The organism is Pseudomonas sp. BGA-UO-ETr-WB11 (genome assembly GCF_059567785.1).
Genome location: NZ_JCAQOS010000004.1, coordinates 465,574 through 481,320 on the forward strand (window position 1 = coordinate 465,574; position 15,747 = coordinate 481,320).

14 protein-coding genes and 1 pseudogene are annotated in these 15,747 nt (G+C 55.4%); 3 read left to right on the plus strand and 12 right to left on the minus strand.

The annotated features are described in order from the left end of the window. Positions 1 to 13 precede the first annotated feature (13 nt). On the minus strand, positions 14 to 670 hold the full coding sequence (locus tag AC56DI_RS05270; RefSeq protein WP_496345267.1) for a glutathione S-transferase: 657 nt from the start codon (positions 668 to 670) through the stop codon (positions 14 to 16). A 187-nt stretch (positions 671 to 857) separates the two neighbouring features. Between AC56DI_RS05270 and AC56DI_RS05275 the strand changes: the two genes are divergently transcribed. Next, complete coding sequence (locus AC56DI_RS05275) at positions 858 to 1,421, plus strand: TetR/AcrR family transcriptional regulator (protein WP_496345238.1); 564 nt, start codon at positions 858 to 860, stop codon at positions 1,419 to 1,421. A gap of 504 nt (positions 1,422 to 1,925) precedes the next feature. Here the strand turns inward: AC56DI_RS05275 and AC56DI_RS05280 are convergent. From AC56DI_RS05280 to AC56DI_RS05295, 4 genes are all read right to left on the minus strand, one after another. After that, on the minus strand, positions 1,926 to 2,846 hold the full coding sequence (locus tag AC56DI_RS05280; RefSeq protein ID WP_496345239.1) for a pyridoxal-phosphate dependent enzyme: 921 nt from the start codon (positions 2,844 to 2,846) through the stop codon (positions 1,926 to 1,928). Positions 2,847 to 3,078: 232 nt separating this feature from the next. Further along, positions 3,079 to 3,852 (minus strand): type I methionyl aminopeptidase, encoded by a 774-nt coding sequence (map, locus tag AC56DI_RS05285; RefSeq protein WP_496345240.1) that lies wholly within the window; start codon positions 3,850 to 3,852, stop codon positions 3,079 to 3,081. After that, positions 3,849 to 4,058, minus strand: a complete 210-nt coding sequence (locus AC56DI_RS05290; RefSeq protein ID WP_496345268.1) for a ParD-like family protein — start codon at positions 4,056 to 4,058, stop codon at positions 3,849 to 3,851. Before AC56DI_RS05290 ends, map begins: the two co-directional genes overlap by 4 nt. Before the next feature lie 496 nt (positions 4,059 to 4,554). Further along, positions 4,555 to 5,496 carry an aromatic alcohol reductase gene (locus AC56DI_RS05295; protein ID WP_496345241.1) on the minus strand — a complete coding sequence of 314 codons (942 nt, stop codon included), beginning with the start codon at positions 5,494 to 5,496 and terminating at the stop codon, positions 4,555 to 4,557. Positions 5,497 to 5,709: 213 nt separating this feature from the next. Between AC56DI_RS05295 and AC56DI_RS05300 the strand changes: the two genes are divergently transcribed. Further along, complete coding sequence (locus tag AC56DI_RS05300; protein WP_496345242.1) at positions 5,710 to 6,648, plus strand: LysR family transcriptional regulator; 939 nt, start codon at positions 5,710 to 5,712, stop codon at positions 6,646 to 6,648. Here the strand turns inward: AC56DI_RS05300 and AC56DI_RS05305 are convergent. The 4 genes from AC56DI_RS05305 to AC56DI_RS05320 form a co-directional block, all read right to left on the minus strand. Then, positions 6,630 to 6,800, minus strand: a complete 171-nt coding sequence (locus AC56DI_RS05305; RefSeq protein WP_496345243.1) for a hypothetical protein — start codon at positions 6,798 to 6,800, stop codon at positions 6,630 to 6,632. The two genes, AC56DI_RS05300 and AC56DI_RS05305, sit on opposite strands and share 19 nt — an antisense overlap. 536 nt (positions 6,801 to 7,336) lie before the next feature. After that, a complete protein-coding gene (locus tag AC56DI_RS05310) occupies positions 7,337 to 8,341 on the minus strand; it encodes an NAD(P)-dependent oxidoreductase (protein WP_496345244.1) in 1,005 nt (334 codons plus the stop codon). A gap of 207 nt (positions 8,342 to 8,548) precedes the next feature. Then, complete coding sequence (locus AC56DI_RS05315; protein WP_496345245.1) at positions 8,549 to 9,679, minus strand: alkene reductase; 1,131 nt, start codon at positions 9,677 to 9,679, stop codon at positions 8,549 to 8,551. A gap of 123 nt (positions 9,680 to 9,802) precedes the next feature. After that, entirely contained in the window at positions 9,803 to 10,975 is a 1,173-nt protein-coding gene (locus AC56DI_RS05320) for an MFS transporter (RefSeq protein WP_496345246.1), read from the minus strand. Positions 10,976 to 11,069: 94 nt separating this feature from the next. On the opposite strand from AC56DI_RS05320, the gene AC56DI_RS05325 reads away from it, so the two are divergent. After that, on the plus strand, positions 11,070 to 11,963 hold the full coding sequence (locus AC56DI_RS05325; protein ID WP_496345247.1) for a LysR family transcriptional regulator: 894 nt from the start codon (positions 11,070 to 11,072) through the stop codon (positions 11,961 to 11,963). Positions 11,964 to 12,084: 121 nt separating this feature from the next. Here the strand turns inward: AC56DI_RS05325 and AC56DI_RS05330 are convergent, their stop codons facing one another. From AC56DI_RS05330 to AC56DI_RS05340, 3 genes and pseudogenes are all read right to left on the minus strand, one after another. Further along, positions 12,085 to 13,269: a UvrD-helicase domain-containing protein gene (locus tag AC56DI_RS05330; RefSeq protein ID WP_496345248.1), complete on the minus strand. Its 1,185-nt coding sequence runs from the start codon at positions 13,267 to 13,269 to the stop codon at positions 12,085 to 12,087. Beyond that, the gene (locus tag AC56DI_RS05335; RefSeq protein WP_496345249.1) at positions 13,262 to 14,920 is read right to left on the minus strand and encodes an ATP-dependent nuclease; all 1,659 of its coding nucleotides are present in this window, start codon (positions 14,918 to 14,920) and stop codon (positions 13,262 to 13,264) included. Before AC56DI_RS05335 ends, AC56DI_RS05330 begins: the two co-directional genes overlap by 8 nt. 369 nt (positions 14,921 to 15,289) lie before the next feature. Next, positions 15,290 to 15,538, minus strand: a pseudogene (locus AC56DI_RS05340) (DUF4113 domain-containing protein); the annotation flags it as partial. Positions 15,539 to 15,747: the final 209 nt, after the last annotated feature.

Consider the following 15,747-nt stretch of genomic DNA (forward strand, 5'->3'; position numbering starts at 1 on the left):
CGCACTGGATTGATCAGCTTCCTGATGCGCCCCGTTCAACCAATGCGCGCCACGTTTGAACGCTGGAACGTTCTTGCATTTTGGAATGCCAGGCGCGCAACGCGTCACATTCCTCGGGGACTGCCAGTTTTACGAGATCGGCAAAGATCATCCCGCCCAGTAGCGCAATGTCGGCCATCGAAAATTTGTCGCCAGCAACGAAGGGCTGAGCCCTGAGGAGATGGTCGAAATAACGCATGCCTCTGATCGCCTTTTCTCTCATTTTTTCGCCCCATTCGGCGTTCTGATACAACTCGACCTTCGGCCCGAGGCCCGGAGTGGCGTGGTGGAAATACACACTCACTGCATCGAGAAATTCGATTTCGGCGCGCTTGGTCATCATATGAATGACCCCTTTCTCCAGAGCCGTTTCGCCGGTAAGCGTCGGTTCACCTTCGAGACTGTCCAGGTACTGGGAAATCGCGGTGCACTCGGCGATCAGGGTACCGTCTGCGAGCTCAAGTACCGGCAGGGTGCCGGAGTAATTCATGGCAAGAAATACAGACTCCTTGTGCTCACCGGTCCAGAGGTTTACCGATACGAACTCGACCTTTGAGAGAAGGCCTTTCTCTGCCAATGCGATACGCACCCGCGCGGGATACGGGCCGTTGAACCAGTCGTAGATTTTCATCGAGGGAGCAGTGGAAGCGTCTTGCCATTGGATTGCAATAGTCATTTGGATGCGCCTACCTGTCAGTTGGTAGGTAAAGACTGGGGCAGTGTCTTTCCACTGTCAACACCTACCTACCAATTGGCAGGTAAAATTCAGGTGCGTAGAATGCGCAGCACGAAAGTAGATCCGGGGCGAGGTGTACGACGTGAGCGAGAATGCTCGAGAAGCGATATTGGCGGCTGCAAAGTCCGCTGCACAGCTGCACGGATACAGCGGCATCAATTTCCGTAGCATCGCCGAAGAAGTCGGCATCAAAAACGCTAGCATCTACTACCACTTTCCAAGCAAGGCGGACCTGGCTACGGCTGTTGCAGAACGCTACTGGCAAGACACGCTGGCTGCGCTGGAAATCATACGGCTCTCCAACCCTGACCCGCGCCAGTGTCTGCAGCTTTACCCGTCCATCTTCCGTAAGTCGTTGATGAACGGTAACAAACTCTGCCTGTCCAGCTTTATGGCCGCAGAGTACGAGGATCTACCTGACCAGGTCAGCAAAGAGGTCAAGGCCTTCGCTGACGTCAATGAGCGGTGGCTCGCTGAATGTTTGACGGAAATGGGTTGGGGCGATGACTCAAGCAATGCGCGCCGTGCTCGCGCCATCTACACCGCCGTTGCAGGCGCACAACTGATTGCGCGAACGAGGGCCGATCTCGATTTGTTCGACGATTTGGTGCTGAGCTACCACGAGGCGGGGTTGATACCCGCCTGATTGCGCGTCACGCATGGCAAATGCCTCTAGCGTAGACGTTTCCGACCATTGAGGGAGCGTCCGGCGGCAGGGTATTTCAGGGTTGTTCGCGGTTGCCCCAGATATACGCCGTCGACACCAATCTTCACCTGGCACAACTACTACCCGATACGTTCGGTTTTGAAATGGACGCCTGGATCGCCATGCATGTCGACCCGCGCAAAATCGCGCGCGTTCGAGGTAGTGGGTAATGCACTGCATCGTTGCTTGAGCGTCGAAAGGCGGCCTTGCGCCCAGATCATAGGTCCGCCCCTGGCCAGGCCGTTTGCTGTCCCTCACGACAGGCAGCAATCGGCCAATTGCAGCCGCTCGCGAATGACTCAAACCGGCCAAGAGCAGTCGCTTGACAGATACTGTCCGCTTTCGTGATAGAAAAAAATCACCCTAAGCCGTGCAAAGCTACCGACGGCAAGATCCAGAATAGAGCCTTTCTTGCCGGCCCTAGTTTCGCGGAGGTTCGCCATTCTAGTCTTGCTCAGCAATATAGCGAGTCATGCTATCAACCGTTGCGGTGGAGCCGCCACACACGATAACAAGTACGTTGTCGTGCTTACTGAGCGATAGTTTTCTACCGTATAGAAGCGCAAGCGAGGCTCCGCAGGCGGGCTCAACTAAGGTTCTATGATCGTCCAGGTAGGCAAGACAGGCTTCGACTGCCTCACGATCAGTGACTTGCATAGGTACAACAGGCCGCTCCCCCGCGAGCTCAAAGGCTCGCTGGCAGACTTGCGGTGCTCCCAGCGAGGTTGCCACGCCAGAGAGCTTGGGCAATTGGACCAAGCGACCGGCCTTGATCGAGGCGTTGAACGACGCCATCCCCTCGGTTTCAGCTGCATAGATCGGAACGTCATTCAGACCGTTCCGCTGCATACCTTCGGCTACTCCAGCGAGCAAGCCGCCGCCTCCGACAGAAACGATAACGGCGTCGGGGCGGAGCCCGTCGGTTACGACCTCGTCGATCATCGAGGCATGGCCATGCCACAGCAGCGGATCATCGAATGGGTGCAGATAGGCATCCTCAGATGTCTTGAGCGAAAGCGCGAGCTCGTTGGCCTCGAACCATGATTTGCCATGAACGATAACCTCTGCCCCCTCCTGGCCCAGCAGATGCCTGGCCCGCTCGGACGTCGTTTCGGGCACGATCACGACCACAGGTACGTCCAGCCGCCTTCCGGCATACGCCACAGCCAGCCCGGCGTTCCCACCGGACGACGAAATGAAGCGTTTCGCCCCGCGCGAAACATGATGTTCACAGGCGTGGCCTATCCCGCGGATTTTGAATGATCCCGAGGGCTGCATGGCTTCCACTTTCAACCACACCTTGGTGCCGTTGATCCGGCTCAGGGGGGCGGACTCAAGAAGCGGGGTCTTGATACTCAGCGACATGTTTTCAACTCCGTGAGTGCACAACCCGCCGAGACTAGGATCGGTATTGCACACAGATCCAGGCCAAAGCCAATGGGCCAAAGCGCTGGACAACATTGTTATCCGGCCGGTACGACTGATCCGCCTGTATCACTGACTGATCGTTCCTCAGGCTCTTCGGTCGTTCCATGTGACTATATATTTCCCAAACAGGCCGCGACGCCGCTGATCAAAGCAACTGCAAACGGCGGCACTATCCTTTGTTCGTATGCCTTTCGTCCGGTCTTAGGGTGAGGACCTGTACCCCGCTGCGCGTGACCGCAACGGTATGCTCGAATTGAGCCGACAACGTGCTATCACGGGTAACGACAGTCCATCCATCCGCCAGCGTTTTCACTGCAGCCCGGCCCGCGTTCAGCATAGGTTCAATGGTAAAGACCATCCCTTCCCTGAGTGTCAGACCGGTTCGGGGCCTGCCGAAATGCAGTACCTGGGGCGGTTCATGCATCTCCCGGCCTATCCCATGCCCGCAATAATCTCGAACCACGGAATAGCCGTTCTTCTTGGCATGTTTTTCGATCGCATGTCCTATATCGCCGAGAGACGCACCAGGCTTTACCGCTCGGATCCCATTCCACATGGCCTCGTAAGTAACCTGAACAAGACGTTGGGCGGCCGGCGCGACATTGCCGACCATGTAGGTCTTGCTCGAATCAGCGATATAGCCATTCTTCTCAAGAGTAACGTCGAAGTTGACGATATCCCCGCCATCGAGCTGCTCCGATGCCGAAGGCACCCCATGGCATACCACCTGGTTCCTTGAGGCGTTCAGCGCATAGGCGAAACCGTACTGACCTTTGCTGGCAGGCCTGGCGCCTAGCTCGAGCACAATGAACTGCTCGACCCGATCATTCACCTCAAGCGTTGTCATCCCTTCCAAGGTCAGCGAATCGATTAACTCGAAGGCGCGGGCCAGCAGCCTGCCCGACTCGGCCATGAGCGCAACTTCCCCTGGGCTTTTGATCACTTTGCCGCTCCCGCTGACGGGTATTTCACCCCAGCCTCCTGGAGCTCTCGCCCGATCAGTTCGTTGTAGCTTAGGGTTGGGTTGAGTTCGCAAAGCATCCCAATTCTTATCCAAAAAGCTGCCTGCGCATTGATCGAGCGGCAGGTCACGGAACTCGCGCGCCTTAGCTGTTCGTGTATCTCATCTTCCAGGTTGATTATTCCCATCTCGACACCCATACGTTATATAACAAAACATATATGTATCGTATCCCCAGGTTTTGGCCGACGCAACTAAATCATCTGTAGCCGACACGATCAGCATTTTCCAGGTAAGCCTGTGCCCTGCTCGATGGACCTAGCGAGACGGTGCACGTCGGCAACGGCTTCGTTTGCGTTGCATGCGTGTGGCGAATGCACGGATTGTGCACCCTGCTCGCGAGTCTGGTTTTGGGCAATCTCGCCCGAGCAACCGCAGCACCGACAGGTCGATTCTCCCTTTAGCCCTGCTCGGGATGGCCCATGATGACAAGACGCAGCGTTCTGGCACGGTTTACTTGGTTCGCATGTTCAAGGCAGGGAATTATTTATGAGCGAGCGCTTCGGAAGTCCATCGTCTACTGAACGCGCCAATCGACGCTGGCGCATTACCTCGAACCCATTTTCATCAAATATTGTTGCTGGTTGGCACCCTTCTCTGCGAAGGGCGCTATATACACTGATTTTAAGAATCGACCTTCAAATGCTGCCGTAGCCAGCCCTCAGTATCTACGGTATCGATACCCTTCTTATAATTGTAGGTATCGGACTTGTCCCACCACATGCCAGTACCATTGGCAAAACCGACCCGATATCGGAGCATCAGGTTTTCAGGATCTCGGACGAGGCTCGCTTTCAGTTCTTCCAAGGTCCACTCAACGCGCTGAACACTCTTTCTCGTAACTGCCTCAACGATATCTGCCAGTTTTCCATAGGAAATGGTGTCCCCCGCCACGAATACGACTTCATTCGCGATGCGTGGCTCTTCTAGAAGAATTTCTGTCGTCAAACGCCCTATGTCTTCCGGTGTAGTAACAGTTACGCATGTATCCCAACTTCCCAGCGCGTGAACGGTACGAGTTTTCAAGTTAACAACATCAAAATCCGGCTCGAAAAGAAAGCTGGTGAACATCCCAGTGGAAACAATGACCCATTCAGTTTTGCCTTGGGAGCGTAACAGCGTCCTAACGTCATACTGCTCATCAAAAACGGGCTGGCCGCTGCCTTTTCCAACAACGTCGTAGTCAACACCGAACTGCCACGGAAAATACCTCGGCACCCCAGCCTGCAATATCGCCCTGGTCACCCTCAATTGAGTACCAGGCCCGACGACGAAGCCGGTACAATTGATGACGGTGCGGAACCTACTAAACAGTCCAGCGAGATCGGCCACCTCGGCAACTGCTAGATCGAGGGGTATGAATTGAACGCCTAGGGCTTCGAGCTCCGTATAGTGTTGTCGCTCGGAGTCGCGTGAACTTTCGAGAAACTTCGGCGATACGAGAACGCTCACTGGAGTTGTCGCCGATTTCACTCGTGGCACCAAGGCTCTAAGCACCGCCATGCCAAGCTGACCCGCTCCTATAATCAGTATCTTTTCGATATCGACACGATTGCTTGTAGCCATATCCGCACCTGCTTATGTTTGACTGTGTTTATCGATCGATACGAATATTGGCATACCTCGAGTTGAAGATAATCGGCGAATTCTGGTATAGAATATTCGCGAATATGGAATAGTCTTTAGGCGGTGCGCAGGCACCTTCACTGAAGAACCCGCCTTCCATGCTACTGTTCTGGCCCATCGAATTCCTTGCATTAGGAAACCAAAGGAGGCTTCATGGATAGGCTGCAAGCAATGCATGTCTTTGCGAGGATAGTTGAAGTTCAGAGTTTCAGAAAAGCGGCCGAAAGCCTTGCACTGCCGGCGTCGACGATCACCCGAACAATAAAAGATCTTGAGGCCCATCTTGGTGTGCAGTTGTTGCAGCGAACAACCAGGCGACTGAGCCTAACACCAGAAGGCAGCCATTATTTCGAACATTGCCGGAAAATATTGGCTGAAATCGAAGCTTTCGAATCCGAAGTCAAAGGAACAGATAAAGTAAAAGGAAAGTTACGAGTCGATATCATCCCGTCGCTGGCTCGCCTTTACATCCTGCCAAATATCGAAGACTTCCAAAACAAGTACCCTGGTATCGATTTGACCCTGACGCTCAGTGATCGAACAGTTGACCTCATTAAGGAGGGGGTGGATTGTGTGATACGGGCCGGCGTCCCACAGGACTCAACCAGTTTGGTCGCCATCAAGGTTGCCAGTTTCGACTGGGTTATGTGCGCCTCACCCTCCTACCTCTTGAAGCATGGTGAACCGAAGACAATAGAAGACCTTAAGGACCATCAGGCTGTCGGTTACCTCTTGAGCCGAACGGGACGAACCATGGAATGGGACCTCCTCGTGCAGGGCCAACGGCAGGCCATTCGCATTCCTGAACGGATTGTCGTAGACGACACCGATGCCTACGTCATGTGCGGTCTGAAGGGCCTGGGCCTGATTAGGGCAGCGAGCTACCTCGTATCGCCGCATATTCACGCGGGTAACCTGCAGCGAATATTGCCCGGATCAGGCGGACCCAGTGTTCCGCTTTCGGTCATGTATCCCCAATCACGGCATCTGTCACAAACCGTGAGGGCGTTCGTAGAGTGGACGAAGACTATTTTCCCGGTCATAAGCACTGAATGGACGTCATCGAACTCCAGTCAACCGGCCTCGCGATAGTCAGGAGCGATACGGCTCTCATGCGTCGCAAGGTGGTTGGCGATATCGTCATACCCATAGAACAGCGCCAGCTGCCGTGGTGTCTGGCCGGCCTGCGTCTCGATATCCAGCCGCGCGCCTGCAGCGTCCAGCACCCTCGCCGGCTTCGACATCACCGTGCCAGGCTTCGTCGTGCAGCACCGTGAGACCGTTATATGGCGCTTGCGCATCGAGCTCTGGCGAGGGCTACCTGAACGCCATTAAAGTATGCTCGGTGTCGTTTTTTTGCGAGCTCGAAATCGCGATCGGCCTCCGGCTTCATCATTGCGAAGGCATCGTAGCGTTCGCTAGAGGCCTGTCCCCTGAGCTGGTCCCATGTGCTGACCTCACTCCGAAGCAGGAACGGAATGCTCAAGCTCACCATCGCGCGAAAACTGTCCGGCCGCATCACCATCGCGCGCTGTCCAACATCCGCGTCCAGTCGTGACCAACCACAACGATTGAGGGGATCTGCAGAACGTCCAGCAGCCCTACCCGATCGCCTACGGTATGTAGTCGCTGTATTGGCTTGCATCGGCGCACGTGCCTTTCGCCGGAGCCGTGTATATCCAGAGCAACTGCCCGGTACCCCACTTGCGCTACCACGAGCACGTGGCGGCGCCAGGCGCGTCCGTCTGCGTCGTGCCGGTAGGACTATGATGAACATGCATTACGCTACCGCCAATACCAGGACCTCTCCGCCCGCTTGTTTCAGCCTGGAGACGTAGGTGGCGGGATCAAGCAGTTGCAGGGGAAAGTAGAGACCTGCCTGCAGCGCAGCGCTGCCGTCCAGCCCGGTAACTCGCTCAAGCAACATGGCTACCCCAAGCCCCGTCAGCGGCATCTGTCCCTCAGGGTGTACAACCGCATGGCGAGTGCTCAACGATCGGCCCGCATGATCCGAGCCCCGAAGCTCAATCAGTATTTCGGTCGACATGGACTCCCCACGGCGGCGAGTGGAGCTCTCGCCAAGTGCCAGTTTGAACTGAACGTTTTGCGCACCAAGCACAGTGGCCAGTCCAACGACGTCATAGGGCGAAAAGGCCATCGCCTCCATCCTGGTGCCGTCTGCTGCGGCAAACGAGGTCTTCACATCGTCGCCAGCAAGCCAGGTGAAAACACCGTCACGGCGAACAAGCGCTGCGGGCAGGGTCTTGGTCTGTCGCTCCAGGTCGGCAAGTGCCGCCGGGCCAAAAGCGTCCTGCTCATCCAGTAGCGCGCCTATGGTTATCGTGTCGACATGATCGAACGCCTTGGCGAACCCGAGCGTCATCATGCTCGTAGCCCCCACTAGCCATTCCGTACCTAGGATCACCGGCGCAGCCCTTGGGCTGTGGATATAAGCCGCGACCTCGGGCGCCATCTCGTTGATCCCTGGCGAAATACTGATATGCGGCACGCTGCGGGCCTGGGCGAAACGCAGGCTGGCAATCCGTTCGTCCATAAATAGAACGGCGACAGCACTGACCTGAACATCGCCGAGTCCCAAGTCATCGGCGGTTAGGTTGATCACAACGCCGGTCGCATTGGTGATCTCAGCAGCCGCTTGCTCTGCCTTGGCAAGATTGCGCCCGCCAACCAGTATCGGTACCTTCGGATGGGCGGTACGCAGATAGTGTGCGGTCCAACGACCGACAACGCCGGCCCCGCCTATGAGCAAAATAGGATCTATCAAGCAATCACTCCTATATATAAGTAGTAAGAACTTTAATTCAGCCGCTACAAGTTTTAGCCAGCGGCGGCTAATATACGTTTGAGCACAATTACCATGATAATGAAGCTAGCTGATCTTGCTCATCAACAGCATCGATAGTTGCAATCAGGCTTGCATTTAATAACTGTTGGAAACGCTGAGCTGCACAATATAGCGAGACGCAGGGCTTCACCCTTGATAGGGAGGGTAATCGATATAGCCTTGTGCCCCGCCCCCGTAAAATGTTTCGCGCTTCGCCTTGGCCAGGGGCAGTTGATGCTTCAGACGCTCTACCAGATCAGGATTGCTGATGTACGGAGTTCCAAATGCCGCAAGATCAATCACACCATCATTTATGAGTTGTTCTGCACGCGCACGGTTCATGCCGCCGGCCAAGATGACGGCCGTATCAGGTAACTCTGACTTCATGCTTGAAAGCAAATTGCTGAATGCCGCTTTTTGATCATTGCCACCGACTTCAGTCCCCGGCGCAGGGAATCCGGATTGATCCATGATATGGATATATGCTAGTCGACGATGTCCTATCTCAGCGGCCAGCACGGAGTAAGTTTCATCGATTTCCTTATACAGCGGCATATCAAAAAGCTGCCCATATGGCGAAAGGCGTATACCTACACGGTGTGCCCCGATCCTTGAAACTACGGAGTCAATGACTTCCAGTGTAAATCGCAGGCGATTCGCCAATGTGCCTGCGGAATACTGGTCATTGCGGTCATTGACTAACGGATTCATGAATTGCTCGAACAAGTAACCGTTGGCACCATGAATTTCCACGCCATCAAAGCCCGCTCGAATTGCATTTTCGGCCGCCTGTGCGAACTCCCCAACGATTCGGGTGACATCTTCGGTTGTTAGCTGACGGGGCGCCGGAGGCTCCAATAGTGCCGGGCTACCATTAGCGTCGTATCCGAACGCCGTCGCACCCACAGCCTGCTTGGTCGTAGCGCTCACAGGCCGTTGTCCTCCCGACTGGATGGAAGGATGAGAAACCCGACCGACGTGCCAGATCTGGGCGAACATCTTGCCGCCTACGGCGTGAACCGAATCAGTGGTCAGCCGCCACCCAGCGATTTGCTCGCAGGTGAAAATGCCTGGATTGAAGAGGTACCCTTGCCCCTCACGGGAGATCGGTGTGCCCTCGCTAATGATCAAACCTGCGGTTGCACGCTGTGTGTAGTACAGAGCAATACGCTCATCGGCAACGTCGTTAGGAGCTCGAGAGCGAGTAAGCGGCGCCATGACCACACGGTTTTTGAGCGTGATACCGCTCAAGTTGAATGTTTCAAAGAGTATCGACATTTAGTATCAGCCTATTGAATGGTGTTTGGTTACATACAAGGCGTGGTGCTTAAATTATGAATAGTGCTTCGCTTTTGGCTGCCAGCCTCCGCTCATCGATGCGGCCAGCAGCCCGCACTCATGTCACTGGCATGCCGCTGTCGCCGCAACGACCCTGGATCGCCAGACGAAAGCCAGCACCATCAGCAGCCCCATAGCTGCCACTGCCGCTCCGGCCAGGGAGACCGCCGGATAGCCCAGCCCGGCCTTGATCACCGCACCACCCACTGCCGCACCGATTGCGTTGCCCAGGTTAAAAGCGCCGATGTTTACCGCCGAAGCCAAATTGGGCGCGTCCTTGGCGGCCTCCATCACGCGCATCTGCAGCGGCGGTACCAAAGCGAAGCTGGCGATACCCCAGATCAGAATGGCTACGGCCGCCGGCAGCGGCCAGCGCATCAGCACGGTGAACGCCAACAGCACTAGGATCAGCACACTCAGCGAAACGATCAGGGTGCGATCGATCGAACGATCCGCGGCCTTGCCGCCCCACATATTGCCCAGGGTCAGGCCCACGCCGAACAGCACCAGCATGCCGGTAATGAAAGTAGCGGACGCATGAGTCTCACTGCTGAGGATCGGCACGATGTAAGTGAACACCGTGAACATCGCACCGGATCCCACCACAGTCAGGGCCAGCGCCCCCAGCACCGGGCCGCGGCCCAATACGCGGATTTCTTTCAGTACGCCCACGCTTTTCGGCAACGGTATGTTGGGCAAGGCGAACCACAACGCGACCATGGTAATCACGCCAAGGCCGGTGATGCCCCAGAACGCGGTGCGCCAGCCGAGCAGTTCGGCAAACCACGCAGCTAATGGAACGCCGCCAATGGTCGCCAGCGTCAGCCCCATGAACATGGCCGCGACTGCTCCTGCGCGTTTATCGGGGGCCACCACACTGGCGGCGACGATGGAGCCAACGCCGAAGAAGGCGCCGTGGTTCAGCGAGGTCACCACTCGGGCGATCAGCAGACTGTAGTAATCCGTCGCCAACGCCGACATGAGGTTCCCCAGGGTGAAAATGGCCATAAGTCCAATCAGTAGATAGCGCCGGGGAATCTTGCCGGTGGTCAGCGTCATCAGTGGCGCGCCGAGCAGTACTCCCAGTGCATAAGCACTGACCAGCAGGCCGGCAGCAGGAATGGAAACGCCGAGATCGGCAGCAATGCCCGGCAACATGCCCATCGGGGCGAACTCGGTAACGCCAATACCGAACGCACCGATGGCGAGTGCAATTAGGGGTGGATTGATACGCATGGAAGGCTCCTCATTTATGCCGCGAATGCTACGATCCAGCCCTTACCGGCGGTAGATCGCATTTCGGGCAAGCACCTTTGCTTAGGGAGCACAGATGAACGTCAGCGGAAGATCAGGTGAAATGGTTGTATTCGCCACGGTGGCTGAGGAAGGCAGCCTCTCGGCCGCTGCACGTGCGTTGGGGCTGACGCCCTCCGCCGTCAGCCGGATCATCTCGCGGACCGAGCAGCGCCTCGGCACCCGGCTGCTGCTACGAACCACCCGAGCAATCACCTTCACTGCCGAGGGTGATGCTTATCTGCGAGGCGCCCGACGCATCCTGGCCGACATGTCCGAAGTCGAAGAAGCCATCGCCGATCAGGGCGTACCCAGAGGCCGTCTGCGGGTCAGCGCTGCCCTGGGCCATGGACGGCTGGCCATCGTGCCGCTGGTGGCGGCATTCAGCGCCCGATACCCGAACATCACTGTCGACCTCACCCTGGGCGACGAAGTGGTCGACATCCTTGGCGGCCAAGCTGACGTGGCGGTACGCTTCGGACACCTGCCCGACAGCCCGCTGACCGCCCGCCGGATCGGCGAAACCGGCCAGGTCGTGGTGGCGTCCCCTGACTACCTGCAACGCCATGGCACGCCCCAGACGCCCGAAGACCTGCTCCAACACAACTGCCTACGCTTCAACTTCCGCCGCGCAGAGCCCAACTGGCCGTTCATCCATGATGGAGCAGAGTTCTCTATGAAGGTCAGCGGCAATATCGAATGCAGCAGCGGCGAAGCGCTGGCACAACTGGCGCGGGTAGGCGCAGGCATTGCGCGCATCGGCGAATTCAGCGTGACCGAGGATCTACAACGCGGCGATCTGGTGCCACTGCTGCAAGCCTGGAACCCCGGCGACCGGGAACCGATCCATGCCGTGTTCGTTGGCGGATCGGCAATACCGGCACGGGTGCGGGTGTTCGTTGATTTCTTGTTGGAACACCACCGGATCTAAAAGGCCGATGGCTCTTGGAGAGATATGGCACCTATCGGCCAAAAGCAGCCATTCGATTTGCCTATGAGACATAGAGCATTTCATCTATCTCGACATCGATGATGTCACCAGCCTCTGCGTCTCACTTTTCAATCGCTGCAGTGAGCGCGCCAGCGCCATCCCACACGGGGTAAGGGAGTCCTTTCACCTTCTTGTCCTCGACGAGGAAGGCCAGGCTATAGCGCGCGCGGGTGATCGCGACGTATAGCTTGTTTCGCGACTCCTCCGTTTTATCCTTGTCAAACACCTTGGCATTCCCGCCAACGAACTTAAGATGTTTATCTGACGGGATCACAAGCACTCGATCAAAGCCTAAGCCTTTGCAGGAACCGAACGTGTAACAGATAAGATTACCCGGTAGGTATCCAGTGCCGGTGGTTGACGACCAGCGCAGTACTTGGGGTTGAAACGCTGCCAGGTAATCGCTCACCTGAGATTGCTTCACTATGAAGGTGCCATGGTGATGCGATATTTCGTCTGGCACTTTCTCTACGCCCGACACCGTCTTGTCATACAGTCCCGGGTGGATCGTGTCGGAGAGGTCGCAGATTTCTTGGATGCACCTGCGATTCTTCGGCATCGAATGCTTTTCGAACTTCATTATTCCGACGAAGTAATCGACCTTCTGTTGAGGCGTCTGCGGAGCCTTATGGCCGAATGTCGTGGTGTAGATTGTCTGTCGAAAGTCGCCCACACAACAGATCGAGTCAACCATGACCTTGTTGAGTGATTTGATCACGTCGTAGTCCCAACCGACCAAATCCTGCACTTCATCAAAAAAGACCCTTTGATAAATCTCTTTCAGCCGCTTGGCAGGGGCATCTTTGGATAGCTTCGCAATGAGGGTCGAAAGCTTTGCCAACAATCCGGAGTACGCCTTGGTTTTGCAGGGCGTCAGGTAATGCAGCGGATTGATCGTGCCGTCTTCTGATTTTTCAGCTCTGCCTTCAATGTAGTAGGTTGTACCTGGTATCAAGTGAGGATTGTTCTCAGTGAACGAGATAGTCGTGATCCGATCTGGAAATACCTCGCTCTGATAGGGACGTACCATATCTTCCAGGTAAAAAGAGAACAGTCCCTTGACGACGAAGTGCTCACTGCTAGCACCGTACAGCTCAACAAAACGAGCGCGTAACTCTGCCTGATTATTGGTCGTATAGGTGACTACAAGCACACGCCCACCAGCCTTGATAGCTTCAATGGCTTCAGTAATGATCTTGTGCGTTTTCCCTGACCCGGCACCCGCGACCCAGAGTTCGTTAGGCAAAATCGAGCACCTCGTCCAGGAAAGCTGGGTACTTGAAGTCCAGTGCGCCATCGAACAGTTTGACCGCCGAATCGACCTTTCGAGCGCCTTTACCGTTGCCCTTTACGCTTTTGAACCAACTGATCAGATTCTCCCTTCGATCCTCCAGAGAGACCTCTGCGTTGTAGATATTGAAGGTTTCCGTCGACAAGACTTCCTTCGCGAAAGCGTCAAGGGTTTTGATGTCAACTGCGTTGGCATAAATCATCGCTGGCTCAAGCGAAAACTCGGCGTTGTTCATCGACGAGTAGAGCTGGATGTTAGGGAACGCAGCGTATTCCAGACGTCCTTGCACAACGTTACCGTTATAGTCGCCGTCATTATCCCTGAGCACATGGATCTTGGTGCCGATCTCTTTGCCCACCTCGATGAACGTCTTGAACCCCACACCGCGTACCACGATGATATCTATCCCGTCCTGCTCAGGCAGTCGGTTATGTTTTCGCTGGTAGATTTTCTTGAGCACCAGTTCGTCCGACGGCCCCTCGACCAGGATGACCTTGCCCGACAGTGCCACCCGCAAGGTGTCGTAGCCAGGAAGACGCTTGAGGGTCTTCACCACTTTAGGGTCTAGCGTGTGCAACCTTTTGTACCCTGACTGCACAAGGCCAATCTTGTCGATACTCAGCTTGTTCAACACATATGAGCTGTGGGTGGTCAGGAACAGCTGCTTGTCTCCCCGCTGGGTTTCGATGTAGTGCACAAGCTTGTTCAGATTGGTGTGAGACAGATGGTTTTCGGGCTCTTCCATCATCACCAGATCGATGTCGTGGGATTTGTTCTGAATGGCCAGTTTGATCTGCACATTGCTCTGTTCACCCTTGCCGATGAAGTGAAACGGCACATCATCGACCTCAAGCTGCAGGCCGGTCTGGATGGAGCCCGCAGGTAACGTACTTGCTGCAATGGTGAGCTTGCTATCAGTGATAAGGTGACCTGCATCAAGGCTGGCATTGACCGTCCTGACCTCCCCGGAGTTGTTAAACACCTGTAGGTTTTCACGATAATTGAGGGTCAGCTTGACGAGCTCTTCCTTCGCCAACGCGGTGTTGAGGATGCTCGAAATGTACTGATTCTTCCCCATGGTGGGGTGGATACGTGTGGGGTCGATATACAGTGCCTTGAACTTCTTGGCGATCGACTTTATCGGGTTCCAGCCGAAATCGAGCCATTCCACCTTATAGAACTCGATCGGAATGCTGGTGATGTTCGGCTTGGTCAGCAGGTGACTCTCGTAAACGGCCTCCAGCGACGGGTCGAAACAGGCTTGTACCATGACACCCTGGGCGTCAGCCTTGAGGCTGTTGTTCGAGCCTCGGTACTCAGGCACACCGTCAATGTAGGCTTCGATGATCAGGTTGGGCAGGTGCTTGAAGCTCAAGTCTGAGGCGAGAAACCGAGTGACGGCATCCTGATTGAAAAGATCAGGGGAGAATTCGCCGTTGAAGGGCCGTCCACGATGGTTGTAATTGAGCACAATTTCTAACGCTTCCAGGATTGTGCTTTTACCAGCATTGTTGTCGCCGACGAAAATATTAACGTCGTCGTTGAAGTCTAGAAGTTCGTCGCGAAATTTTTTGAAGTTGATCAGCTTGATCGATTTAACGTGCACTCTAAATCCCTCTAGACATCAATTGATGATGGCGGATTGCCATAGCAATTGAACCGTACATCGGGTGGTGCGTGCTGTCCATATGGCTATCAGCTGAAGACGGACGTCTAGAGCAGTTTTGGATCGTAGTCACATCCAATGGCTGCTTTTGGCCGATTCTGTTGAAAAAGTCGCTTTGTCCAAAACGCCCCAATAGCGACCGATGAAAACGCCTTTTCTGCGCGTCGCTACGTGAAATCTGAGCCCACAAACCTCTGCCGAATTTCAGGATTTCAATCTCAGGCACCAACATTTCGCCGTGGTAACCAAGGCCGACTTTTTCAACAGAATCGGCCGATAGCTGCCCGTTACAGTCGACATCTGCGGCATCTACTTGGCCCTACCCATCCACAGCTCACTGAACCTGGTGGTGTAACTAGGACTCATCATCAATCGCCGCATCGCCCACTCCGGAGCTGCAGGCACACCCGCAGGCTGCAGCGTGCACCCGCCCCACTTGCGGTTGATTTCATCAAGCACAGCCATCATCTGCTCGGCGGCTTGTTGGATGCTGGCGAACATGTCGTCGGTAAATTCGCCAGGCTGGCGTAAGTCGAGCATCATAATTTCGGCTTTGCTTTAGGCATATACGCCCCGCCAGTTTTTGGGCTAACAGGGCGTCTTACTGCCTAGCTCTAGTGATTTTAATCTGCGATTAGTTCTGCGGTGTTGCCGCTGACCGAAAACTGACCCAGTAGAGGCTGTTCTGCCGACTGAAAACTGACCCAGGTGTTCAACTGCTTCTGCTCAATTTTTGAGCAGGAGAACACAGGGTGATCAGTATGGAA